The sequence below is a fragment of the Alkalidesulfovibrio alkalitolerans DSM 16529 genome (genome assembly GCF_000422245.1).
GTDB lineage: Bacteria > Desulfobacterota > Desulfovibrionia > Desulfovibrionales > Desulfovibrionaceae > Alkalidesulfovibrio > Alkalidesulfovibrio alkalitolerans.
The window spans coordinates 229710-251687 of record NZ_ATHI01000026.1; the positions used below are offsets into that span (position 1 = coordinate 229710).

Here is a 21978-nt window from a genome sequence, read left to right on the forward strand (position 1 = left end):
GGCGCGCGATGGTAGAAAGGAAGCGGGGATCAGGGGGTGTTATGCCGCATATTCTTGGCGTCTATTTCAGCGAGAGAGATGATCACGTCGGCACCGGAGCCACGCGCAAGGCAACCGTGACGCGCGTGCACTGGTTCGCGGTGCGCCTGGACGACGAGCGCGTGTTGCTGCAGCCGCTGAATAACGAGCACATGCCCGCGGGACTCAAGCGCGTGGTCGGGCAGGAGGATTTCCTGGCGGGATTCGTGCCCGACCCGGAGCATTTCACCACGCACCTGCTGCCGGTGCTCAAGGGGCTGGCCGCCAAGGTCTCCGTCGCCCAGGGCACCGTGGAGACGAAGACCCTGAGTGAGCATGAGCGCTTGGTCTTCAAGGCCCTGCAGATCGACGACAAGGACGCCAAGGTCGAGACCCCGGCGGCAGGCAGGTTGCGCATCGTCAGCGATCTGCTCGCCACCATCCCGGACGTCTCGGTCATGACTTTCCGCCATCAGAGCGAAGTCAACACCCGCTCCATCTCCCTGCGCAAGGAAGGAGACTACGGCAGGGCCGTGGCTTACTACCACAAGGCCTTGCGTCTGAATCCGACCGACGACCACCTGCATTTCAACTTGGCCCGGGCCTACTGGCACATGGGCGAGGCGGCCAAATGCGCGGAGCATCTGAACCGCGCTCTGGATCTTAATCCCGCCTTTCCGGAGGCGGAGATGTTTCTCGACTTCGTGCACAGGAAGACGGGCGCGGGGCAGCCGCGAGGCGCGAAGCCCGCGAACGGGAACAGGACATGGGCCACGCGCGGTGGTATCGTGATTCCGTCCATGCCAACGACGGTCCGCGAGGCCGCCTATGGCGAGGCCCAGGGACGCCGCGGCAGCGCCCGCTCCCAGGGAAGAATCGAAAAGGGGAGAGCGGCTGGTTCCCCGTCCTGGGGCGATTTCGAGATATCCTTTCACGACGACCGCCGCCGCGCGCCGCGCCTGACCCTGGACACAGAGGCGCTGTGCATGATGCTTTGCCGGGGGAACGAGTGCCCCACGCTTGTGCGCGACATTTCGCAGACCGGCGCGCGCCTGGAGGTGACGCTCGGCGAGGCGGCCTTCGACGCGGGCGATCTGGTGATGCTCACGGAGCGGCGGGGCCTGAACAATCTTCTCGGCTCACGCAAGGCGCAGGTAGTCTGGCGCAGCGGGCTTCAGGCGGGAGTTCATTTCGCCACGCCGCTCGCCACCTCGGGCGGAAGCGTCGAAAGCATTCTCTTTCCGCGCGGATAAGGCCGCCGACCTGGCGTAGCGCAAGGGCCGCGCAACAAAACGGCAAATGGGACGTTTTGAACGGCTTGAGGCGGGATCCTCGCGGACCCCGCCTCAGAGATGCCAAAAGGCGTAGGACTTCGGCCTAGCGCTTGGAGTACTGGAAGCGCGCGCGGGCGGAGGCCAGACCGTACTTCTTGCGTTCCTTGACGCGCGAATCGCGGGTCAGGAAGCCGGCCTTCTTCAGCAGGCCGCGAAGTTCGGGATCGACGTTCAGCAGGGCGCGGGAGATGCCGTGGCGCACGGCCTGGGCCTGTCCCGCAACGCCGCCGCCGCAGACGTTGATCTTGATGTCGAACTTGCCAAGGGTCTTGGTCAGGTTCAGGGGCTGGCGGATGATCATCTGCAGGGTCGCCCGGGGAAAGTAGTCTTCGTAGGGGCGGCCGTTGACGATGATTTCGCCCTTGCCGGGGTAGACGCGGGTGCGGGCCACGGCGTTCTTGCGCTTGCCCGTTCCGTAGAAAAATTCCTGGCTCATTGCTGCTCCGATTTGGAAATGTCCCTAGATGTCCAGGGGCTTGGGCTCTTGCGCCGTGTGGGGGTGCTCGGGGCCGGCGTAGATCTTGAGCTTCTTCAAGAGCTGGCGGCCCAGGCGATTCTTGGGCAGCATGCCACGCACGGCGAGGCGAATGACTTCCTCGGGCTTCTTGTTCAGCTGGTCACGCAGGCTGATTTCCTTGATGCCGCCGGGGAAGCCGCTGTGACGGTAGTACTTCTTGTCCTGCAGCTTGTTGCCGGTGACGGCGATCTTCTCGGCGTTGACCACGACCACGAAATCCCCGTTGTCCATGTGCGGGGTGTATTCGGGCTTATGCTTTCCGCGCAGGTGCATGGCGATCTGCGTGGCGAGGCGGCCCAGGATCTTGTCCTGCGCGTCGACCACGATCCAGTCGCGTTTGATTTCCTGCAGCGTCGGGGTCCAGGTTTTCATCTCTTTCGTCTCCTTGCGGATTCTCCACTCAAAGGAGGGATTGCATAGACCCTTTGCCCGGACCTGTCAAGCAAAGGGGCGTAAAAAGTCATACCGGACGATCCGCCACCACGGTCATGTCGCCCGACAGGATGAGCCGCCTCGCGGGTTCGGTGAGCCGGGGATGCCAGCGGCGGCCGATCTTCCACCAGACGCGGTGCAGCCAATGCACGGGCGTCACGATCCCGTGCGCCAGCCCGCGCGGCAGACCGGCGAAGAGCCCCATGCGCGAAAGCGCGAAGAGGCCGCCCTTGCCCGGCGCCACGGCGCGCGGAAAAAGCCCGGCGTGGTGCAAAAGCGACAGCGCGCCCAGATGCGAGATGTTGAAGAAGCTGTTTTTGTGGAAGGGCTCCAGGAAGGCCATGGTGGCGATGAGCCGCCCGCCCGGCCTGAGCACCCGGCCGATCTCGGCCAGCGCCGCATATGGGTGGCGCAGGTGCTCCAGCACGGCCACCGAGAGGATGAACCCGAAGCTTGCGTCGGCAAAGGGAAGGGCGTGCGCGTCCGCGAGCAGCGGGGCGCGCTTGTTGGCATAGTCCAGGCCCGCCCAGGCGAACCCGGCCCGTTCCACTGCCGCGCGGTGAAGCCCCCGCCCCGAGCCCAGGTCCAGGGCGATCTTGCCCGGCGCTTCGGCCTTGGGGAACCAGGACAGAATCTCGAGCGAAAGATGCCTGGGCACGGGCAGCCCGGCGAAATCGACCTCAGGCCCGCGGTTAAACGCCAGCGGCGCGAAATCCAAGTGCTCCGGGATGTCCAACGGCTCGCCCAGGGTCAGGGAAAGCCCGATGCGCACGGGATCGCGCAGCCGCAGGTCCGGCCGCCCGTCCGGCGTGGCCGCGAAGTCCCGGCCGCAGGCCGGGCAGGAGAAGTCCGGCCCCGGCCCCGAAAGTTCCGCGCGGCAGGCCGGGCAGCGCAACAGTTCGCGCAGTCCGGGCGGCAGCGCGGCCATGCCGCGCGCGGCCGCAGGAGGGGATTTCGCCGGGGTGCTGGTCATCTCGTCCGGCCCCTAGTCGAAGTCGGCCAGCAGCGAGCCGATGTGCACGCCATGCTGGAACGGCTCCTGGGCATACGCCCCCTGGATGCGCCACAGGGCGTGCTGGAGCTGGTCCGAGGTGATGCCGTTGCGAAGCGCGGTATAGGCCTCCAGGAAGGCGGCCAGATTGTCGCAGATCTTGAGCAGCCCGCCGTCCTTGGCGTCGAATTCGTCGTGGTTGTAGGACTCGGCCAAGGCGCGCCAGTCCGTGCGCAGCACCTTGCCGTCCTTCTTGCGCACCACGGTCTCGAATTCCGAGCCGAACTCGATGCCCAGGAAATACGCCAGCCGATCGGCCAGATCGGGCGCGCCGGCCTGGCGCAAAAGCGAGAAAACCCGGCGTTCCAGGGCGTCGTGCTCGTACTGCGCGATGAGGTCGGAGATGCCCTCCACGCTGCGCTTCACCGGCGAAATGATGTCGCGGGTCAACAATTCGGGCAGGTCGTGGAACAGGCCGGAGAAGAAATTGTTCACGCGCCGGGCGCGGCAGGCGTTCAATTCCAGCGAGAAGAGGTAGGCACAGGCGGCCACGATGAACAGATGTCCGAGCACCGTGGTCTCGGGGATGCGCGGCGTCTGCGACCAGCGGGTCTGGAAGCGCAGGCGGCCGCAAAGGCTTGCGAAGCGCTCGAAGGGGTGGCCCTCGGTGAGCAACTCGGGCACGCCCTTGATGTCCGAGTGCGCCGTGAGGGTGGCGGTGAAGTCCTCCTCGATCTCGTCGAGTTCCTCGTCCCAGGGGTTGAGGTGCTTGATGAGGTGGAATTCGTAGCGGCTGGCGTAGATGTGGGCCGCGTGCAGGATGCGGCTGGCCGGGTCGCGGCGGTCGGGCACGGCCAGATGCTCGCGAAAGCGCTGCGTGAAGGTCTCGCCCAGCACCTGGATGCGCGGCGTGAGCTGGTCCATGACCCAGGCCGTGAGGCGGCGGTAATGGTCCGGGTTGGCCTTTATCTTATAGAAGACCGGCGGCTTGATGTCCGTGATGACCAGCCGGTAGAGATATTCGAAGAGCCCGCCCTCGACCACGGCCTCGCCCAGGGCCAGCCGCTCGTCCAGGGGCAACCCGCGCGCGTTGGTCTCGTAGAGCATCCAGGCGACCATCATCTTGTGCGCCTGCTTGTCCACCTCGAACAACTCCATGGGCCTGAGCTTGTCGTTCCAGCGTTTCATGGACGAGCCGGAAAAAAGGAGTTGCAAAAGGCTCTTGCGGATGCTTGGCATGCGGGGCCGGTCGGGTTAGAGGAACAAAAGGCTGATGAGCCGCTGGCCAATGTAGCGGGCACGGCGGCAAAGCACAAGGTGTGCCGCACGATCTGAACGGAGGGTTGCATGATATTGCGCAAGCGGGCCTGGGACGTGATGCGGGAGGATTTCGCCAGCGTGGCGGAGACGGCGAAGCTCGGCGACGTCATGAAGACCATGCGCGAACGGCTCAAGGGTCAGCCCGAGGCCCATCTCATCGTCGTGGTCACCGATACTGGAAAATTCGCGGGCGTGGTTACCGCCTGGGACGTGCTGCGCACGGCCGAGGATTGCGTGCTCAAGGAAGACTTGCGTCACTTGGAGGAGGCGGACTGGGACCGCGCCTTCGGCCGGGCCTGCGCGCTGTGCTGCGGCGTCGAGGTCAAGAAGGTCATGCGCAAGGACGCGCCCATGGTCAAACCCTCGGACCCGCTGCTGCTGGTGCTGAACGCCCTGGTGGAGTCCAAGCGCAACTGGGTTATCGTGGAAGAGGGCGACAAGCCGCTTGGCGTGATCCTGATCGGCGATCTTTTCCGCGAGATTACCCGCGAAATGGTCGACTTCTTCTAGCGAGGCGTGAAAAATCCGCGATGGCTGCGTTGCTTTAAGCCGGTCAAACCCTCGCGTATGGGGAATACGCGTCGGTCTTGACCGGCTCTCGCGCCTTGCCCTCGCGTTTTTTGACGCCTCGCTGAAATCCATCCGCTGAAAAGACGCCATCTGCTGCGTTGCCGCGAAAGCGCCGATCCCTCGTGTATATCTTTATACACGTCGGGCCCGGCGCTTTCTTGCGCCTTGCATCTGACGCCTTTGAGCGGCCCGCCAAGAGGCGAGGCGTGAAAAATCCGCGATGGCTGCGTTGCTTTAAGCCGGTCAAACCCTCGCGTATGGGGAATACGCGTCGGTCTTGACCGGCTCTCGCGCCTTGCCCTCGCGTTTTTTGACGCCTCGCTGAAATCCATCCGCTGAAAAGACGCCATCTGCTGCGTTGCCGCGAAAGCGCCGATCCCTCGTGTATATCTTTATACACGTCGGGCCCGGCGCTTTCTTGCGCCTTGCGCTTGCGGAAATTTCAAATGGCGAATATATGTTGGCAGCTTTTAATTAAGTTCCTGCACTTCGGATTTGTTGGGGCGAGTTTTATGGCTTTTGTGGATTCACCCGTAGTCATATTTTAATTTTTTTCATGCAGGGTGCTATAGTCAGGAATCTATAAATCTCTGGAGGTAGGCAATATGAGGGCAAGGGAAATGTATACACAGTTTGATCTTATTGCAAGCAACTATACAATAACAGATTCTGGTGGCCTTTTCTTACACCGATTTACACCTCAGGGAACAGATACAATCTATCAGATTGAGACCACAAGTCGGTCCCCAGTTATTGTTGAAGGTGATAGATATGATGTTGGTTTTAAGAATGTTGGCGGAATACGTATTGTTGATCCTTCCTCTATTTGTAATTCAAGCAAGGTGTCTCCAAAGGTAAGTGTGATTGCGGCCTTCCAGATAGGAAGAGAAATCTATAATGCAGAAAGAGCAAAGAATGATGAAAGGGTGATTCATTCAGAGAGGAGTGGATATTGGTGGGGGAAGAAGTATGCCTGGAGAGTTTATGGGTTATGTTTGGCGAAAGAATCTTTCTATAAATATCTAGAGGAGATTAGGCATCCAACAGTCAACTGCGAAATGAACAACCCTCCGCATCCTCGTACAAAATCAATAGCGTACCTTGATGACGGGATCTGCGATGCTGTAGAAGAGCTGATGGAGACAGCTGTTGCGCGTGGTCGGTTTTATGTCTCTCCAAAATTTTCAAAGAATTTTTCAATCAAAGGCATTAATGCAATGACAGATAAGAAATAGGGGGCATGCCTTGCCAGGGTGTCGTTGACTGCTGCTCAGCTAAATTACGTGCGGTGAGATGGAATTCACGTCAGGTCTGGCTGACCACGTCCATGCACAGGATGCGCAGGGCGCCGTCGCGGTCCTCGAAGCGCGCCGCGATGGTCTGGCACAGGCTGCCCGAGGCCAGTGAGATGTATGGCTCGGACGTGTAGCGCGAGAGCCCGGCCGCCAGGGGCAGGTAGTAGTCCTTGAGCGAGTGGTCCGCGCCCTTGCGCGCGGGCTGGTAGAGGAGCCGCCCCTGGCGCGGCGCGGGCTCGCGGCAGACGGTCTCGCTTGACTGGCGACCGCTTTCGTCGAGCACGTAGAGACATTCCAGGGCCGGGTGCAGGGCCAGCGCCTCGCACAAAAGTTCGTCGAATTCCTCGGGAGGCCGCGCGCCCAGGCGCTCGGCGATTTCGCTGGAGAGCCCCGCGTACATGGCGTGCAGCCGTTTGCGCGCGGTGATCTTGGCCATCTGGTGACGGCGGAAGGTCGTCGCGGTGTCACTCATGAGCCGTGAGAGGTCGGGGAGCGGATTGGCCGCCTCGGCGGCCCTGGCGAAATGCCAGCCCTGGAACAGCTCCACGCCGATCTCCATGAGCGTCAGCACCTCTGCCTCGTGCTCCACGCCTTCGGCGATGACCAGCGCGCCGATGCGCGCGGCCATCTTGACCAGCGAGGCGGCGATGACCTGCTGGTGGTAGACTTGGTCGATGCCCGCGATCAGGCTCCTGTCCATCTTGATGATGTCGGGCCGAAGCAGCGGGATGCGGTCCAGGTTCGAGTGGCCCGCGCCCACGTCGTCCAAGGCCAGCAGAAAACCCGCCTCGCGCATGCCTTCGGCGAAGCGCAGCAGGGCCTGGGAGTCGTCCACGCGCGATTCGATGACCTCGATGACCACGTTGCCGGGCGCGACGCCGTGCTGGCGCGCGGAGCGCAGCATGTGGCCCGAGCCCACGGTGCGGTCGTTGAGGATCGAGCCGTCGAGATTGACGTGCAGCAAGAGCCCTGGATCGTTTGCGTGCAGGGCGGCGAAGGCCGCGAGCGCGGTTTCGCGGCACAGCCGGTCCAGGGCCAGGCGCGAAGACGATTCGTCGGCCATGGCGAAGAGGGTCGCGGGCGGGATGATGGTCTTGCCGTTCCCGGTGCAGGGCGAGAGTCCCCGCGCCAGGGCCTCGACCCCGAAGACGCGCTGGCGCTTGAGCGAGACGATGGGTTGCAGGTGCGCCGTGAGCAGGCGTCGCGCGAGGATGGCGTCCAGGGAGAGTTCGAAGGTCTGCATGCGCGGGTCCTGGGTGGGGTCGAGGTCGTTTTCGGGCGTTGTCCGGAAAAAAAGGGAGACGCCCGAGGGCGTCTCCCGTGTTCGGCCGCTCGCGCGGCGCTTGATCAGAGGATGCTTTCCTCGCCGGTGCGGATGCGCATGGCCTTGGCCACGTCCTGCACGAGGATGATGCCGTCGCCCTCCTTGCCGGTCAGGGCTCCGTCGCGGATGGCCGTCACGGCGTCGTCGAGCTTGTCTTCATTGAGGCCCACTTCGAGGCGGACCTTCTTGAGCAGGTTCACTTCCATGGTCACGCCGCGATAGGTTTCGGTGAAGCCCTTCTGGCGGCCCGCGCCGAGCACGTTGGTCACGGACATGGAGTAGATGCCCTTGGCGTAGAGCGCCTGCTTGACGCTGTTCAGCTTTTCAGGGCGGAAGTAGGCGATGATGAGTTTCATGGTCGCTCCTTTCGTCGTGTACGGTTACTCGGTGCGGAAAATCTGGAAGCCGGAGTAGGCTTCGGAGCCGTGCTCGGTGATATCCAGCCCCTTGATTTCCTCTTCCTCTGAGACGCGCAGGCCGAAGAGCGCCTTGACCAGCAGCATGACCACGAGGCCCATGCCGAAGGCCCAGACGAAGTAGGCCGCCGCGCCCAGGGCCTGCACGCCCAGGATGTCGAAGCCGCCGCCGTAGAAGAGGCCGCCCGCGCCGTCGTTCAGGCCCGGCACGGTGAACAGGCCGCAGGCCAGGGTGCCCCACACGCCGCACACGCCGTGCACTGAGACCGCGCCCACGGGGTCGTCGACCCGCAAGACCTTGTCGATGAATTCGATGGAGAGCACCACGAGCACGCCCGCGACCAGGCCGATGGCGAGAGAACCCATGGGCGAGACGGTGAAGCAGGGAGCGGTGATGCCCACGAGACCTGCCAGCGCACCGTTCATGGTCATGGACATGTCAGGCTTGCCGAATCGCACCCAGGAAGTGGCCATGGCGCCGAGCACGCCGGCGGCGGCGGCCAGGGAGGTGTTGGCGGCGATCAGGCCGATGGTGTTGTCGGCCGTGGTGGTGGACCCGGCGTTGAAGCCGAACCAGCCGAACCAGAGGATGAACACGCCAAGCGCGCCCAGCGGGATGTTGTGGCCGGGGATGGCGCGGGGCTTGCCGTCGGGACCGTACTTGCCCATGCGCGGGCCGAGCACCAGGGCGCCGGCCAGGGCCACCCAGCCGCCCACGGAGTGGACAACGGAGGAGCCCGCGAAGTCCATGAAGCCGAGATTCTCGAGCCAGCCGGCCGAGGCGTCGCCGTTCAGGCCGCCCCAGGCCCAGTGGCCGGAGATGGGGTAGATGAGGCCGGTGACCAGCACGGAGATGATGATGTAGGAGCTGAACTTGGTGCGCTCGGCCATGCCTCCGGAAACGATGGTCGCGGCGGTGGCCGCGAAGACGCTCTGGAAGAGCCAGAAGGTGATGTTCCAACTCGAATCGTCGAAGTTGCCGTAGTCGAGCGTCAGGCCCGAAAGACCGAATCCGCTCGTGCCGAAGAGGCCGAAGGCGTCGGTACCGAACATCAGGGCGAAGCCCAGGAACAGGAAGGTCACTTGTCCAGCGCCGAAGTCCAGGAAGTTCTTCATGATGATGTTGCCTGCGGACTTGGCACGGGTGAACCCAGCCTCCACGCATGCGAATCCGGCCTGCATGAAGAAGACGAGCAGGGCGGCCACGAGGGTCCACAGGATGTTGGCGTTGGCCTGGGTCAGGAACTCGATGCCGTCTTCGGCGTGCGCCGGGTCGGGCAGCGCCAGGAACGCGCAGGCCAGGGCGGCGGGCAGGGCCCATCTGGCGGCCTTTGCGGGCGAGAAGCGGGAAATCGTCATGGAAAACCTCCTCCAGAAATGTGTTCGGGTATCGGCCGGGGCCGTGGGCACGCTCGGACATTGCAAAAAGCTGTGCCAATTCATAATGAGTTGATTTTGTTTGATAATAGCAAATTGACATCCATCCCTGTTTTCTTTTTTTGTAAATATCAAGAGGCGTGTCTTGAGGTGCTTCACAGCTCCGAAAGCGGTGCTGAACAGGGAGTCGGGGGCGTTCCGGCAATAGCGGAGACGGTCTGTCGACGAGGCGTCCCAGGGGGGCTGTGGCTATGAAATCTCAAGTGATTCGACAGCTTGGGCATGGAAATGGGGAGCCGGTGGTGTGGGCTGCCCCGCATGGCGCGTATGCCCGGCAGGAGGGCGTCGCGCCAGGTAGGTACATTTTTGTTATCCAAAATTTATTTTTACAAAAAAGAATAAAACTGAAAAATACGCGCCACTGAAAGCTGTAAATTTTTTCATTCGCGAAAACAAAGTTTCGAGGATTTCGATACCGGCTCTATTTTATCCGCTTTTTCGCTTGACACCGATTTCGACACGGGGATAAGAGCAACGCCATGAACCGTCCGACCACCGTCCTCTCCTCCTTTTCCGCCGCCTCCTTTTGGCGCTGGTATTGGTATTATGGACAGGCCTGTGGTCAGGTGCGTGGCATAGCCTAGGAATCATACAACCAAAGCAAGCCACCCGAGGGGCCGCAGGCGAAAAGCCGGCGGCCCCTTGTTTTTTTCGGGGGAAAAACCGCCGGGCGTCGGCGCGAAACCCGAGGAAGGCCAAGGAGAAGGATCATGGACCAGGGCAGTATCCAGATCGGTAAGAGCATCCGCCTCGAACGCATCTTCAACCGCCAGACCCGCCGCGCCATCGTGGTCCCGCTCGACCACGGCGTCTCCGTGGGGCCCATCTACGGCCTTGTGGACCTGCGCGAGACCGTGAACCACATCGCTTCCGGCGGGGCCAACGCCGTGCTCATGCAAAAGGGGCTGATCCGCTGCGGGCACCGCGGCGGCGGCAAGGACATCGGCCTCATCTGCCACCTCTCCGCATCCACCGCGCTCTCTCCATTCCCCAACGCCAAATGCATCGTGGCCACGGTGGAGGACGCCATCTGCCTGGGCGCGGACGCGGTCTCGCTGCACATCAACCTGGGCGACGAGACCGAGCGCGACATGCTGCGCGACCTGGGCCGCGTGACCTCCGACGCCGCGCGTTACGGCATCCCGGTCCTGGCCATGATGTACGCGCGCGGACCCAAGATCGACAATCCCTACGACCCCGACGTGGTGGCCCATTGCGCGCGCACGGGCGTCGAGCTCGGCGCGGACGTCATCAAGGTGCCCTACACCGGCGATATCGAATCCTTCGCCCGGGTCGTGGAGGCTTGCTGCGTGCCCGTGCTCATCGCGGGCGGCGAGAAGCTCGAGAACACCCGCGATCTGGTGCAGATGGTCCACGACTCCGTGCTCGCGGGCGGGCGCGGCCTGTCCATCGGCCGCAACATCTTCCAGGCCGACGACCCGCGCGCCGTGGTAAGGGCGCTGCGCGGCGTGGTCCATGAGGACTGGGAAGTGGCCCAGGCCATGGAGTTCCTCGAAACCGGGAAGGAGGCGTAGATGCGCCGCGTGATCTTTCGGGCCGTTCCTTTCGCCAAGGATGACGTGACCACGGCCCTTGAGAGCGGCGTGGACGCCGTGCTCTGCGAGCCCGAGCGGGCCGACGACGTGCGCGCCCTGGGCCGGGTGAGCGTGCTTACGCCCGCCGATTACGAGGTCGTGCGCATCGAGGACAAGTCCGACGAGGAGCGCGCCGCGAGCGCCCTTTCGCAGGGGCGAGCCGTGCTCATCGAGGCTCCCTGGGAGATCATCCCCATGGAGAACCTGCTGGCCGTGGCCGGAAACCCCGGCAGCGGCGCGCTGGCCGCCGAGGCCCGCAGCCTCGACGAGGCGCGGCTCGCGGCCGGGGTGCTCGAACGCGGCGTCGCGCAAGTGGTGGTCACGCCCGAGGGCGCGGGCGAGCTCTCGCGCATCGTGGCCGAGCTGAAGCTCTCGCGCGGCGCGGTGGATCTCGTGCCCGCACGGGTCGTGGCCGTGCGAAACGTCGGCCTGGGGCATCGCGTCTGCGTGGACACCCTCTCGGTGCTGGCGCGCGGGCAGGGGCTGCTCACGGGCAACTCATCGGGCTTCACCTTCCTCGTGCACGCCGAGACCGAATCCAACCCCTACGTGGCCGCGCGGCCCTTCAGGGTCAATGCTGGGGCCGTGCATGCCTACGTCTTCATGGCCGACGGCCGGACCCGCTATCTGGAGGAACTGCGCGGCGGCGACGAGGTGCTCGTGGCCTCTGCCGACGGCTCCACGCGCACGGCCGTGGTCGGCCGCGCCAAGGTCGAGATCCGGCCCATGCTGGCCTTCGAGGCCGAGGTGGACGGCAGGCGCGGCGGCGTCTTTTTGCAGAACGCGGAGACCATCCGCCTGGTGCGGCCCGACGGCTCGCCCGTGAGCGTGGTGGAGATCAAGGAAGGCGACGAGGTGCTCGTGCGCCTGGACAAGGCCGGACGCCATTTCGGCATGGCCGTTGACGAGGAGATCGTGGAAGCATGAACCCCGATGACGTGAAACCCGAGGCGCGGGCCGAGAAAGGCCGCGACGAGACGCGCGGCGAGGGCCGCATCGCGGACGAGACCGTGCTTTCGGCCGTGCGGCGCGAGATCGACGCCATCGACGAGGATATCCTCGAACTCTTGAACCGCCGCGCGCGCGTCTCGCGCCGCGTGGGGCGCATCAAGGCGGGCGGCTCGGGGCAGGTCTTCAAGCCCGGCCGCGAGGAGAAGTTGCTCGAAAAGCTCGGCCGCATGAACCAGGGGCCGCTGCCCGACGAACACCTTCGGGCCATCTACCGCGAGATCATCTCCTCCTCGCGCAGCCTGCAGCGCACCATTTCCGTGGTCTATCTCGGGCCCGAGGGCACGTTCTCGCATTTCGCTGGGCTCAGCTATCTCGGCGCGTCCTCGGAGTACACGCCGCGTCCGCACATCGAGGGCGTCTTCGCCTCCGTGGCCTCGGGCGAGGCCGACCTGGGCGTCATCCCCATCGAGAATTCGCTGCAAGGGGCCGTGGGCCAGAGCCTGGACTGCCTCATGAAATACGGCGTCCACGTGCAGGCCGAGCTCTTCGCGCGCATCAGCCATTGCCTGATGGCCAAGGGCGGCGAACTCTCCGACGTGCGCCGCGTGCTCTCGCATCCGCAGCCGCTGGAGCAGTGCGGCGGCTGGTTGCGCGCCAACCTGCCCGGAGCCGAGCTTTTGCCCGTGGAGAGCACGGCCGCGGCCGCGCGCAAGGTGGCGGCCGGACGGGGCCAGGGCAGCGCGGCCATCGGCCATCCGCGCCTTGCGGCCATGACCGGGCTGAACGTGCTGGCCGCGCCCATCGAGGACTATCCCGACAACTGGACGCGCTTTTTCGTGATCTCTCGCGCGGCCAACAAGCCGGGGCCGGAAAACGCCAAGACATCGATCATCTTCACCACGCCCGACAAGCCCGGCGCGCTGGCCGGAGTCCTGGACGTCCTGGCCGCGCAGGACGTCAACCTCTCCAAGCTCGAATCGCGGCCGGTCAAGGGCGAGAAGTGGAGATACGCCTTCTTCGCGGACCTCGAATGCGATCTGGGCCGCGAGGACAACGCCGCCGCGCTGGCCGGGCTGGCAGACGCCTGCGCGAGCCTCAAAGTGCTCGGCGCATACCCCAGGGGGCCGCTTTTGGACACCAAGCCGGATTCGGCCGCCGCACCGGAGGACGCATGAACGCCGTGACCATCACCGCACCGCCGTCCAAGTCTCTTTCCCATCGCGCGCTCATCGCCGCGGGCCTGGCCAACGGCGTGAGTCGCATCGCCAACGTCCTGCGCAGCGTGGACCTCTCCGTGACCCGGGCCTGCCTGGAGGCGGGCGGGGTGCGCATCGCCGAACTCGACGGCGGCGACTTCGAGGTCGTGGGCCGTCCGGGCGGGCTGTGCGGCGGCCCCCTGCGCGGCGGCGACGCGCCCGTGGTCCTGGACGTGCACGAGTCCGGCACTACCTGCCGCCTGCTGACCGCCGTGGCCGCGGCCGGGCACGGCGTCTTCGAGGTGCGCGGCGCGCCGCGCATGCACGAGCGGCCCATCGGCTCGCTGGCCACGGCCCTGCACAGCCTGGGCGCGGAGGTGCAGTGGCTGGAGAAGCCCGGCTTTCCGCCGCTGCGCGTGCTCACCGACGGCCTGCGGGGCGGGCTGGCCCAGGTCTCGCTCGACGAGTCGAGCCAGTACCTCTCCGGGCTGCTTCTGGCCGCGCCGTTGGCCGAGCGCGCCGTGGTCCTGGAGATCGCGGGGCAAAAGGTCGTCTCCTGGCCCTACGTCTCCTTGACCTTGCAGGTCATGGAGGATTTCGGCTGCCGCTTCCAGGTCCTGGCGCGCCGGGGCGAAACCTTCGCGCCCATCGCCTGGCGCGAGGTGGCCGAGGCCAGGCCCGGCGAACTGAGGCTGGCCGTGGAGCCCTCGTCCTACACGCCGCGCGCCTACTCCGTGGAGGGCGACTGGTCCAGCGCCTCCTACTTCCTGGCCGCAGGGGCCATCGGCCCCGCGCCGGTCACGGTGCGCGGCATTCGGCCCGACTCGGCCCAGGGCGACCGGGCCATGCTGGACATCCTGGCCGCCTTCGGCGCGGACATCGCGCGCGGCGAGGACCATGTGACCATCGCTCCGGCCGGGCTTCGCGGCATCGAGGTGGACATGGGCCGCTGCCCGGACCTCGTGCCCACGGTCGCGGCCCTGGCCGCTTTCGCCGAAGGCGAGACCGTGATCAGGAACGTGGCCCACCTGCGCATCAAGGAGTCCGACAGGCTCGAAGCGGCGGCCGAGAACCTGCGCCGCGCCGGGGCCACTGCCGAAGTCTTCGCGGACGGCATCCGCGTCGCGCGCGGCGCATTCAGGACGGGCGGCATCGACTTCGCCACCTTCGGCGACCACCGCATGGCCATGAGCGCGAGCCTTTACGGGCTTGCGGGCATCGAGGTCCGCCTGGACGATCCGGGCTGCGTGTCCAAGTCCTTCCCCGGCTTCTTCGCCGAGTGGGCCAGGGTCATGGCCGGGAGGGGCGCGTGAGCCGCGAGATCAGGACGTTGGCCGTGGTCGGGGCGCGCGGCGAGATGGGCGCGATGTTCGTCTCGCGCGCCAAGGCCGCCGGGTGCGAGGTGCGGACCCTGGACAAGCCGCTTGTGGAGAAGGCGGCGCGCGAGGCCCTGGCGGGCGCGGACATGGTGCTTTTGTGCGTGCCCATCGACGCCATGGGGCCGGTGCTCGGCATTCTCGCGCCGCTGCTCACGAAGACCCAGATCCTGTGCGACGTCTGTTCCGTGAAGGCCACGCCGCTGCGTCAGATGCTCGCGGTCCACGAGGGCCCGGTGGTGGGCACGCACCCGCTTTTCGGCGGCGTGCTGCCCGCGCCCGAGGACAGGCGCGTGGCCGTGTGCCCCGGCCGAGGCGACGAAGCCCTGGCCGAGGTCTCGGCCTTCATGGAGCGGCTTGGCTTCATCTCCTTCACGGTCAGCGCCCGCGAGCACGACCAGGGGCAATCGCTGGTGCAGGGGCTCAATTTCGTGACCACGGTGGCCTATCTGGCCACGGTGGCCAGCCATGAAGGCGTGCTCAAGTTCGTCACCCCGAGCTTTCGCCGCCGTCTTGAGGCCGCGCGCAAGATGTGCCTGCGCGACGCGCCCATGTTCGAGGCAATGTTCGAATCCAACCCGGCCAGCCAGGAGGCTGTCCGCATCTTCCGTTCCCACTTGAACGTGGCGGCGGGTGGCGATGTCGATCTCCTGGTCGAGCGCGCCCGCTGGTGGTGGAGCGATGAAGCCCGCCGCCAGGAAACCACGTCAGGAGCGGATCATGCGACCAATCAGGCTTAAGCAGCGGGCCAGGTTCCTGCCCGCGGACATCCAGACGCCCATCAGCCTCTATCTCGGGCTGGTGGGCGAGGGCCCCGGCATTCTCCTGGAGAGCGCCGAGGTGGACGGGCGGCTGGGCCGCCACTCCCTCATCGCCTGGGACTTCAGGCTCATCCTCTCCTGCAAGGAAGGCCGCATGGAGGTGCTCGCGGGCGACACCCGCGTGGCCGCCTGCAACCGCCTGCACGGCGAGAACTATCTCGACGGCCTGCGCCGCGCCATGCAGGGCATCGTCATCGAGCCGCCCGACGAGGCATTGGACCTTCCGCCCATCACCCGTTCCCTGATCGGCTATTTCGGCTACGGCATGGCCGGGCTCTTCGAGGAGAAGATCGCCCCCCTGGTTCCGCCCGAACAGGCCGAGGGGGTGATGGTCCTGCCCGGCCATGTGGTGCTCTACGACCACCTGCACCACCGCTGCTGCCACCTGACCTGGGAGGCCGACGAAGCCGCCCCCCCGGCCTTCGATCAGGCGCGCGTCACGCGGCCCGCCAAGGCCCCGGTGGTGGGCGAGATCGCCATGCGGCCCGGCCCCGAGCGCTTCATGGACAACGTGCGCGCGGCCAAGGAGATGATCCGCCAGGGCGAGTGCATCCAGGTGGTCGTGGCCAACCGCTTCGAGGCCCCCTTCTCGGGCGATCCCTTCACCTTGTACCGCAGGCTCAGGCAGGTGAACCCCTCGCCCTACATGTTCTACATGCGCCTGCCCGAGATCACCCTGGCGGGCTCATCGCCCGAGTTGCTGGTCAAGTGCCAGGGCGGCCTCCTGGAGACGCGGCCCATCGCGGGCACCCGGCCGCGCGGCGAGACCCCGGCCGAGGACGAAGCGCTGGCCCTGGACCTGCTGGCCGATCCCAAGGAGCGCGCCGAGCACGTCATGCTCGTGGACCTGGGGCGCAACGACCTGGGCCGCATCGCCGCGCCGGGCACGGTGCGCGTGGAGCAGTTCATGAACGTGGAGCGCTTCTCCCACGTCATGCACCTGACCTCCTACGTGGAGGCCACGGCGCGAAAGGACGTGGACGCGCTGGACGTTTTGGCCTCGACCTTCCCGGCCGGGACGCTTTCGGGCGCGCCCAAGGTGCGGGCCATGGAGATCATCGCCGACCTGGAGAACCTGCCGCGCGGCCCTTACGGCGGGGCCGTGGGCTGGCTCGGCCTGGACGAGGGGCGCGTGGACCTCGACACCGGCATCCTCATCCGCACCCTGTGGGTGCGAAACGGCACGGTCTCCTGGCAGGCCGGGGCGGGCATCGTGCACGACTCGGTGCCGGAAAAGGAATGGGACGAGGTGAACAACAAGCTGCGCGCGGTGCGCAAGATTCTCGAAGGCGGAGGGACGGGCGATGTTTTTGCTGATTGACAACTTCGACTCCTTCACCTTCAACCTCGTGCAGGCCTTCCAGATGCTCGGCCGCGATCCCGTGGTGGTGCGCAACGACCGTCCCGAACTCCTCGATCTGGCGGCCTCGCCTGACCTGGAGATGGTCTGCATCTCGCCCGGTCCCTCGCGGCCCGAGAACGCGGGACTGTGCCTGCAATTCCTCGAACGGCTGCCCAAGACCACGCCCGTGCTCGGCGTGTGCCTGGGACACCAGATCCTGGGCCACTTCGCGGGCGCGCCGGTCTTCGTTGCCGAGCGCATCATGCACGGCAAGACCTCCGAGGTCGGCCACGACGGTACGGGGCTCTTCACGGGCCTGCCCGAGCCCATGGAGGTCTGCCGCTACCATTCGCTCCTGGTCCCGGCCGAGCGAAGCGACCTGCTGCAAGTCACGGCCAGGACCACGGACCAGGGCGAGGTCATGGGGCTTCGCTACAAGGACCGCCCCTGGGCCGGGGTGCAGTTTCATCCCGAATCCATTCTCACCCCGGACGGCATGCGGCTCTTGGCGAACTTCCCCAAGGCCCTCCTGTCCTGAAAGGAGACGATACATGCGCGAGATATTGGAATCGCTCGCCCGGCGCGAGCATTTGACCCCTGGGCAGGCCGAGGAAGCCTTCTCCCTGCTCCTTTCCGGCGAGATGACGCCAGCCCAGGCCGGGGCGTTCCTGATGGGGCTTCGCGCCAAGGGCGAGACGGCCGACGAACTGGCCGCCGGGGTGAACGTCTGCCTGCGCGCGGCTAGGCCCGTGCCCGGCCTCTTCGGGCCGCGCATCGACACCTGCGGCACGGGCGGCGACAACCGCTGCTCCTTCAACTGCTCCACGGCCGTGGCATTGATCCTGGCGGCCATGGGCCACAAGGTGGTCAAACACGGCAACCGCTCGGTCTCCTCGTCGTGCGGCAGCGCGGATGTGCTGGAGGCCCTGGGCCTGCCCCTGGACCTGCCGCCCGAGGACGTGGCCGCCGAGCTTGCCCGCACGGGCTTCGCCTTCCTTTTCGCGCCCGCCTACCACCCGGCCTTCAAGAACGTCGGCCCGGTGCGCCGCGACCTGGGGCTTCGCACCCTGTTCAACGTCATGGGGCCGCTGCTCAACCCCGCCAGGCCCACGCACCAGATCGTGGGCGTGGCCGAGCCGAACCTGATGCCCGTGGTGGCCGAGGTTCTGGCCCGCTCGGGCGTTGAGCGCGCGGCCGTGGTGCACGGGGCCGAAGGCTTCGACGAGGTCACGCCGTTTGGCCCTTCGCGCGTGCTTTGGATCGAGGGCGGCCGCGTGGCCGAGGGCGTCATCGACCCCGAGGCGCTCGGCCTTGGCGGCGGCAGGCCCAAGGACGTGGCCGTGGCGGGCCGGGACGAGGCGCTTTTGGCCATGCGCGAACTGCTCGCGGGCAAGGGCCACATCATCATGCAGCACATGGTCATGCTGAACCTGGCCGTGGCGCTCTACGTGCTGGGCGAGGCAGGGGACATGCAGTCCGCGGCCATGCAGGCGCGCGGCGCGGTCTTCGACGGCGCGGCCGCGACGCTCTTCGCCCCGGCCGCGAGCGACGGCGCGGAACTCGATCCCCTGGCCGGATTCATGGACCCCTTCGGCGGCAAGGGCAAACATCCGGGGGGCTGCTGATGGCTTCCGGCATCTTGGAGCGTTTTCGGGCCGCCAAGCTCCCCGAGATCGAGGCCCTGCGCGAGCGCGAGAAGCGCGGCCAGCTTCCCGGTTTCTATCTGGGCGGTCGTCCGTCGTTTTCGGATGCGCTGCGCGCCAAGGGGCCGCTCGCGGTCATCGGAGAATACAAGCGCGCCTCGCCGAGCAAGGGCGACATCAACCTCGGCATCCCGGCGCTGGACGCCTGTCAGGCTTACGCCAAGGCCGGGGCCGCGGCGCTGTCCATCCTCACCGAGCGCGACCACTTCAAGGGCGATCCGGCCTTTCTCACCCAGTGCCGCCCCGTGGGGCTGCCCATGCTGCGCAAGGACTTCCTCTTCGACGAGGTGCAGATCAGGGAGACGGCGGCCACGCCCGCCTCGGCCCTGCTGCTCATCGCGCGCATGCTGCCCGACGCGGCTGCCCTGGCCCGGCTCATGGCCCTGGCCGGAGCGGCTGGGCTCGAATCCGTGGTTGAGATCTTCGATACGGCCGATCTTGCCATGGCGCGCGAGGCCGGGGCCTTGCTCATTCAGGTCAACAACCGCGATCTGGACACCCTGACCACGGACCTGGGCAATGCCGAACGCCTCATGGAGGCTGCGGGCGGCCCGCGCGGGAACGAAGTGTGGATCGCGGCCAGCGGCATCACCGGCCCGGCCGACGCGGCCCGCATGCGCCGCGCGGGCTACGGCGCGATTCTCGTGGGCACGAGCCTGATGGCCGCGCGCGATCCCGGCGCGGCCCTGGCCGCGCTCGCCCGAGGCGCGGCGTGAAACGGCTCCTGGTCAAGGTCTGCGGCCTGACGCGCGAGGAGGACGTTCGCCGCGCGGACGAACTCGGCGCGGACCTGCTCGGCTTCATCTTCCACAAGAAGAGCCCGCGCAACGTGGACCCGGCCTTTGTGGCCGCGCTGCCGAAGACTTCGGCGCGCAAGGTGGGCGTCTTCGTGGACCAGGACGCGGACGAGGTGCGCGCCATCATGGACGCGGCCCGCCTGGACCTGGCCCAGTTGCACGGCGACCAGGACCGGGTTTTTTGCGCCCGCGTGGGCGCGCCGCGCGTCATCCGGGTCTTTTGGCCCGCCCGTTATGCCGCGTACGAGGCCGACGGCCTTCCAGGCCAAGCGCTCGCGGACGAGATGCGGGCCTATGCCGACGCGGCCGCCTTTTTCCTGCTCGACGCGGGAACTTCGGGCGGCGGCCACGGCCAAGCCTTCGACCCCGGCCTGCTCGCGGGCCTCGAAAGCCCTTGCCCGGTGTTCGTGGCGGGCGGGCTTGGTCCGCAAAATCTCGCCATCGCCCTGGCCCTGCCCGGCATCGCCGGGGTGGACCTCAATTCCGGCGTGGAGTCCGCGCCGGGCGTCAAAGATCCGGAAAAACTGGGCGCGGCCTTCGCGCTCCTGAAAAACTGAGAAGGAAACATCATGCAATCCGCGCACATACCAAGCGAGAGGGGCTATTACGGCGACTTCGGCGGCCGCTACGTGCCCGAGCTGCTCATGCCGCCCATCCTGGAGCTTACCCAGGCGGTCGAGCGCATCGTGCCGTCACGGGAATTTCAGGACCAGTTCACCATGATCCTGCGCGACTACGTGGGCCGCCCTTCGTCGCTGTATCGCTGCCCGAATCTTTCGGCCGACCTGGGGCTCAATCTGTGGCTCAAGCGCGAGGATCTGAACCACACCGGCGCGCACAAGATCAACAACACCATCGGCCAAGCCCTGCTGACCAAGATGATGGGCAAGCCGCGCATCATCGCCGAGACCGGGGCGGGCCAGCACGGCGTGGCCACGGCCACGGCCGCGGCCATGCTCGGCCTGGAGTGCGTGGTCTACATGGGCGCGGTGGACGTGGAGCGCCAAGCGCACAACGTGCGCCGCATGGAGCTTCTGGGCGCGCGCGTGGTGGCCGCGCACTCGGGCACCAAGACGCTCAAGGACGCCATCAACCTGGCCCTCAAGGATTGGATCGCCAACCAGGCCGACACCCATTACTGCATCGGCTCGGTGGTGGGGCCGCATCCCTTCCCCAAGCTCGTGCGCGACTTTCAGGCCGTGATCGGCCAGGAGGCCCTGGAGCAGTTCGCGTCCAGGGGGCTTGGCGCGCTGCCCGACGCGGTGGTGGCCTGCGTGGGCGGCGGCTCCAACGCCATGGGCATGTTCCATGCCTTCGTGCCCAAGACCTCGGTGCGCCTGATCGGCGTGGAGGCGGCGGGTACGGGCGAGCCGGGCTGCCATCATTCCGCGACCCTGAGCACGGGCTCGTTGGGCGTGTTCCAGGGCACGCGCACCATGCTCCTGCAAACCCCGGACGGCCAGATCGAGCCCTCGCACTCGGTCGCGCCGGGCCTGGATTATCCGGGCGTGGGGCCGGAGCACGCGCATCTTCAGGCCTTGGGCCGCGCGGAATACCACTGCGTGAACGACGCCCAGGCGCTTAGGGCCTTCAAGGCCCTGTGCCGCCGCGAGGGCATCATCCCGGCGCTCGAATCCTCGCACGCCGTGGCCTGGGTGCTGGACAACGCGGACCGCCTGCCCAAGGGTGGGCACGTGCTGGTCTGCCTTTCGGGTCGGGGCGACAAGGACCTCGGCATCGTCGAGGAGATTTTCTCCAAGGAGGGCAAATAGATGGCATCCGTGCTCGAACAGCGCATCCGCGCGGCCAACGAACAGGACCGCAAGGCCGTGATCCCCTATCTTCCCTGCGGCTGGCCCGACCGTGAGCGGTTCTGGGCCGAGATCGAGGCCATGGACGCGGCCGGGGCCGACGTCATCGAGATCGGCGTGCCCTTTTCCGATCCAGTGGCCGATGGCCCGGTCATCGAGGAGGCGGTCAACGTCTGTCTGGCCAGCGGCGTGACCCTGGCCGAGATCATCGAGGGTCTTGCGGCGCGCAAGGGGCGGCTTTCGGCCGGGCTCGTGCTCATGGGCTACGTCAACCCCTTCATGCAGTACGGCTGGCAGCGGCTTGCGCGCGACGCGGCAAAGGCCGGGGTGAACGGGCTCATTGTGCCCGACCTGCCCTATGAGGAGGCGGACGAGGTGCGCGAAATCCTTTGCGCCGAGGGGCTGGACCTGATCCCCCTGGTCGGGCTAAACACATCCGCCGAACGCATGGCGCTGTATGCCGCAAATGCCTCGGGCTTCGCCTATTTCGTCTCGGTGCTCGGCACTACGGGCGCGCGCGAGAGCCTGCCGGGCGAGGTGCGCGAGGGCTTGGCCCTGGCGCGCAGGAGCTTTTCCGTGCCCGTGGCGCTTGGTTTTGGCATCCGCACCCCGGAGCAGGCCAGGGCCGCCGGAGAGGCCGACGCCGTGGTCGTGGGCAGCGCCCTGGTCACGCACGTGGGCCAGGGAGGCGGCGCGGCCGAATTTCTCAGGCCGTTTCTGAAATAAGGAGAG

The 21978-nt window shown here is 66.4% G+C and carries 22 protein-coding genes; 15 read left to right on the top strand and 7 right to left on the bottom strand.

The annotated features are described in order from the left end of the window. Positions 1–41: 41 nt before the first annotated feature. Positions 42–1271 carry a tetratricopeptide repeat protein gene (locus DSAT_RS08550; protein WP_020887097.1) on the top strand — a complete coding sequence of 410 codons (1230 nt, stop codon included), beginning with the start codon at positions 42–44 and terminating at the stop codon, positions 1269–1271. A 124-nt stretch (positions 1272–1395) separates the two neighbouring features. On the opposite strand, the gene rpsI is transcribed toward DSAT_RS08550, so the two are convergent. The 4 genes from rpsI to DSAT_RS08570 all read right to left on the bottom strand — a co-directional run bounded on the left by rpsI (position 1396) and on the right by DSAT_RS08570 (position 4531). Then, on the bottom strand, positions 1396–1788 hold the full coding sequence (gene rpsI, locus DSAT_RS08555) for a 30S ribosomal protein S9 (RefSeq protein ID WP_020887098.1): 393 nt from the start codon (positions 1786–1788) through the stop codon (positions 1396–1398). Between the two features lie 24 nt (positions 1789–1812). After that, a complete protein-coding gene (gene rplM / locus DSAT_RS08560; RefSeq protein ID WP_020887099.1) occupies positions 1813–2241 on the bottom strand; it encodes a 50S ribosomal protein L13 in 429 nt (142 codons plus the stop codon). 88 nt (positions 2242–2329) lie between these two features. Beyond that, positions 2330–3274 (bottom strand): class I SAM-dependent methyltransferase, encoded by a 945-nt coding sequence (locus DSAT_RS08565; RefSeq protein ID WP_020887100.1) that lies wholly within the window; start codon positions 3272–3274, stop codon positions 2330–2332. 12 nt (positions 3275–3286) lie between these two features. Further along, a complete protein-coding gene (locus tag DSAT_RS08570; protein ID WP_020887101.1) occupies positions 3287–4531 on the bottom strand; it encodes an HD domain-containing protein in 1245 nt (414 codons plus the stop codon). A 108-nt stretch (positions 4532–4639) separates the two neighbouring features. Here DSAT_RS08570 and DSAT_RS08575 point away from each other — a divergent pair, with 108 nt between their 5' ends. Next, a complete protein-coding gene (locus tag DSAT_RS08575; RefSeq protein ID WP_020887102.1) occupies positions 4640–5122 on the top strand; it encodes a CBS domain-containing protein in 483 nt (160 codons plus the stop codon). 665 nt (positions 5123–5787) lie between these two features. After that, positions 5788–6417, top strand: a complete 630-nt coding sequence (locus DSAT_RS15390) for a hypothetical protein (protein WP_020887103.1) — start codon at positions 5788–5790, stop codon at positions 6415–6417. 70 nt (positions 6418–6487) lie between these two features. Here the strand turns inward: DSAT_RS15390 and DSAT_RS08580 are convergent, their stop codons facing one another. From DSAT_RS08580 to DSAT_RS08590, 3 genes are all read right to left on the bottom strand, one after another. Then, on the bottom strand, positions 6488–7720 hold the full coding sequence (locus tag DSAT_RS08580) for an EAL domain-containing protein (RefSeq protein WP_020887104.1): 1233 nt from the start codon (positions 7718–7720) through the stop codon (positions 6488–6490). A 104-nt stretch (positions 7721–7824) separates the two neighbouring features. Then, on the bottom strand, positions 7825–8157 hold the full coding sequence (locus tag DSAT_RS08585) for a P-II family nitrogen regulator (RefSeq protein WP_020887105.1): 333 nt from the start codon (positions 8155–8157) through the stop codon (positions 7825–7827). A 24-nt stretch (positions 8158–8181) separates the two neighbouring features. Beyond that, positions 8182–9576: an ammonium transporter gene (locus tag DSAT_RS08590; RefSeq protein WP_020887106.1), complete on the bottom strand. Its 1395-nt coding sequence runs from the start codon at positions 9574–9576 to the stop codon at positions 8182–8184. A 788-nt stretch (positions 9577–10364) separates the two neighbouring features. On the opposite strand from DSAT_RS08590, the gene DSAT_RS08595 reads away from it, so the two are divergent. The 12 genes from DSAT_RS08595 to trpA are packed head-to-tail and all read left to right on the top strand — an operon-like array spanning position 10365 to position 21972. Then, positions 10365–11189 (top strand): 2-amino-3,7-dideoxy-D-threo-hept-6-ulosonate synthase, encoded by an 825-nt coding sequence (locus DSAT_RS08595; protein ID WP_020887107.1) that lies wholly within the window; start codon positions 10365–10367, stop codon positions 11187–11189. Next, complete coding sequence (locus tag DSAT_RS08600) at positions 11190–12176, top strand: 3-dehydroquinate synthase II domain-containing protein (protein ID WP_020887108.1); 987 nt, start codon at positions 11190–11192, stop codon at positions 12174–12176. It begins immediately after the preceding gene. Beyond that, complete coding sequence (gene pheA / locus DSAT_RS08605; protein WP_020887109.1) at positions 12173–13375, top strand: prephenate dehydratase; 1203 nt, start codon at positions 12173–12175, stop codon at positions 13373–13375. The genes DSAT_RS08600 and pheA overlap by 4 nt, the downstream gene beginning before the upstream one ends. After that, the gene (gene aroA / locus DSAT_RS08610) at positions 13372–14709 is read left to right on the top strand and encodes a 3-phosphoshikimate 1-carboxyvinyltransferase (RefSeq protein ID WP_020887110.1); all 1338 of its coding nucleotides are present in this window, start codon (positions 13372–13374) and stop codon (positions 14707–14709) included. Before pheA ends, aroA begins: the two co-directional genes overlap by 4 nt. After that, positions 14706–15512, top strand: a complete 807-nt coding sequence (locus DSAT_RS08615; RefSeq protein WP_020887111.1) for a prephenate dehydrogenase/arogenate dehydrogenase family protein — start codon at positions 14706–14708, stop codon at positions 15510–15512. The genes aroA and DSAT_RS08615 overlap by 4 nt, the downstream gene beginning before the upstream one ends. Further along, on the top strand, positions 15493–16914 hold the full coding sequence (locus DSAT_RS08620) for an anthranilate synthase component I family protein (protein WP_020887112.1): 1422 nt from the start codon (positions 15493–15495) through the stop codon (positions 16912–16914). Before DSAT_RS08615 ends, DSAT_RS08620 begins: the two co-directional genes overlap by 20 nt. Beyond that, positions 16898–17473 carry an anthranilate synthase component II gene (locus DSAT_RS08625; RefSeq protein ID WP_020887113.1) on the top strand — a complete coding sequence of 192 codons (576 nt, stop codon included), beginning with the start codon at positions 16898–16900 and terminating at the stop codon, positions 17471–17473. The genes DSAT_RS08620 and DSAT_RS08625 overlap by 17 nt, the downstream gene beginning before the upstream one ends. A 13-nt stretch (positions 17474–17486) precedes the next feature. After that, complete coding sequence (gene trpD, locus DSAT_RS08630; RefSeq protein WP_020887114.1) at positions 17487–18560, top strand: anthranilate phosphoribosyltransferase; 1074 nt, start codon at positions 17487–17489, stop codon at positions 18558–18560. Beyond that, entirely contained in the window at positions 18560–19354 is a 795-nt protein-coding gene (locus tag DSAT_RS08635) for an indole-3-glycerol-phosphate synthase (RefSeq protein ID WP_020887115.1), read from the top strand. Before trpD ends, DSAT_RS08635 begins: the two co-directional genes overlap by 1 nt. Then, on the top strand, positions 19351–19992 hold the full coding sequence (locus DSAT_RS08640) for a phosphoribosylanthranilate isomerase (RefSeq protein WP_020887116.1): 642 nt from the start codon (positions 19351–19353) through the stop codon (positions 19990–19992). Before DSAT_RS08635 ends, DSAT_RS08640 begins: the two co-directional genes overlap by 4 nt. A 12-nt stretch (positions 19993–20004) precedes the next feature. Continuing rightward, complete coding sequence (trpB, locus tag DSAT_RS08645; protein WP_020887117.1) at positions 20005–21207, top strand: tryptophan synthase subunit beta; 1203 nt, start codon at positions 20005–20007, stop codon at positions 21205–21207. Beyond that, on the top strand, positions 21208–21972 hold the full coding sequence (gene trpA / locus DSAT_RS08650) for a tryptophan synthase subunit alpha (protein WP_020887118.1): 765 nt from the start codon (positions 21208–21210) through the stop codon (positions 21970–21972). It begins immediately after the preceding gene. Positions 21973–21978 lie beyond the last annotated feature (6 nt).

Coding starts and splice junctions, on each gene's coding strand:
- DSAT_RS08550 (WP_020887097.1), top strand. CDS start 42: ATGCCGCATATTCTTGGCGTCTATTTCAGCGAGAGAGATGATCACGTC.
- rpsI (WP_020887098.1), bottom strand. CDS start 1,788: ATGAGCCAGGAATTTTTCTACGGAACGGGCAAGCGCAAGAACGCCGTG.
- rplM (WP_020887099.1), bottom strand. CDS start 2,241: ATGAAAACCTGGACCCCGACGCTGCAGGAAATCAAACGCGACTGGATC.
- DSAT_RS08565 (WP_020887100.1), bottom strand. CDS start 3,274: ATGACCAGCACCCCGGCGAAATCCCCTCCTGCGGCCGCGCGCGGCATG.
- DSAT_RS08570 (WP_020887101.1), bottom strand. CDS start 4,531: ATGCCAAGCATCCGCAAGAGCCTTTTGCAACTCCTTTTTTCCGGCTCG.
- DSAT_RS08575 (WP_020887102.1), top strand. CDS start 4,640: ATGATATTGCGCAAGCGGGCCTGGGACGTGATGCGGGAGGATTTCGCC.
- DSAT_RS15390 (WP_020887103.1), top strand. CDS start 5,788: ATGAGGGCAAGGGAAATGTATACACAGTTTGATCTTATTGCAAGCAAC.
- DSAT_RS08580 (WP_020887104.1), bottom strand. CDS start 7,720: ATGCAGACCTTCGAACTCTCCCTGGACGCCATCCTCGCGCGACGCCTG.
- DSAT_RS08585 (WP_020887105.1), bottom strand. CDS start 8,157: ATGAAACTCATCATCGCCTACTTCCGCCCTGAAAAGCTGAACAGCGTC.
- DSAT_RS08590 (WP_020887106.1), bottom strand. CDS start 9,576: ATGACGATTTCCCGCTTCTCGCCCGCAAAGGCCGCCAGATGGGCCCTG.
- DSAT_RS08595 (WP_020887107.1), top strand. CDS start 10,365: ATGGACCAGGGCAGTATCCAGATCGGTAAGAGCATCCGCCTCGAACGC.
- DSAT_RS08600 (WP_020887108.1), top strand. CDS start 11,190: ATGCGCCGCGTGATCTTTCGGGCCGTTCCTTTCGCCAAGGATGACGTG.
- pheA (WP_020887109.1), top strand. CDS start 12,173: ATGAACCCCGATGACGTGAAACCCGAGGCGCGGGCCGAGAAAGGCCGC.
- aroA (WP_020887110.1), top strand. CDS start 13,372: ATGAACGCCGTGACCATCACCGCACCGCCGTCCAAGTCTCTTTCCCAT.
- DSAT_RS08620 (WP_020887112.1), top strand. CDS start 15,493: ATGCGACCAATCAGGCTTAAGCAGCGGGCCAGGTTCCTGCCCGCGGAC.
- DSAT_RS08625 (WP_020887113.1), top strand. CDS start 16,898: ATGTTTTTGCTGATTGACAACTTCGACTCCTTCACCTTCAACCTCGTG.
- trpD (WP_020887114.1), top strand. CDS start 17,487: ATGCGCGAGATATTGGAATCGCTCGCCCGGCGCGAGCATTTGACCCCT.
- DSAT_RS08635 (WP_020887115.1), top strand. CDS start 18,560: ATGGCTTCCGGCATCTTGGAGCGTTTTCGGGCCGCCAAGCTCCCCGAG.
- trpB (WP_020887117.1), top strand. CDS start 20,005: ATGCAATCCGCGCACATACCAAGCGAGAGGGGCTATTACGGCGACTTC.
- trpA (WP_020887118.1), top strand. CDS start 21,208: ATGGCATCCGTGCTCGAACAGCGCATCCGCGCGGCCAACGAACAGGAC.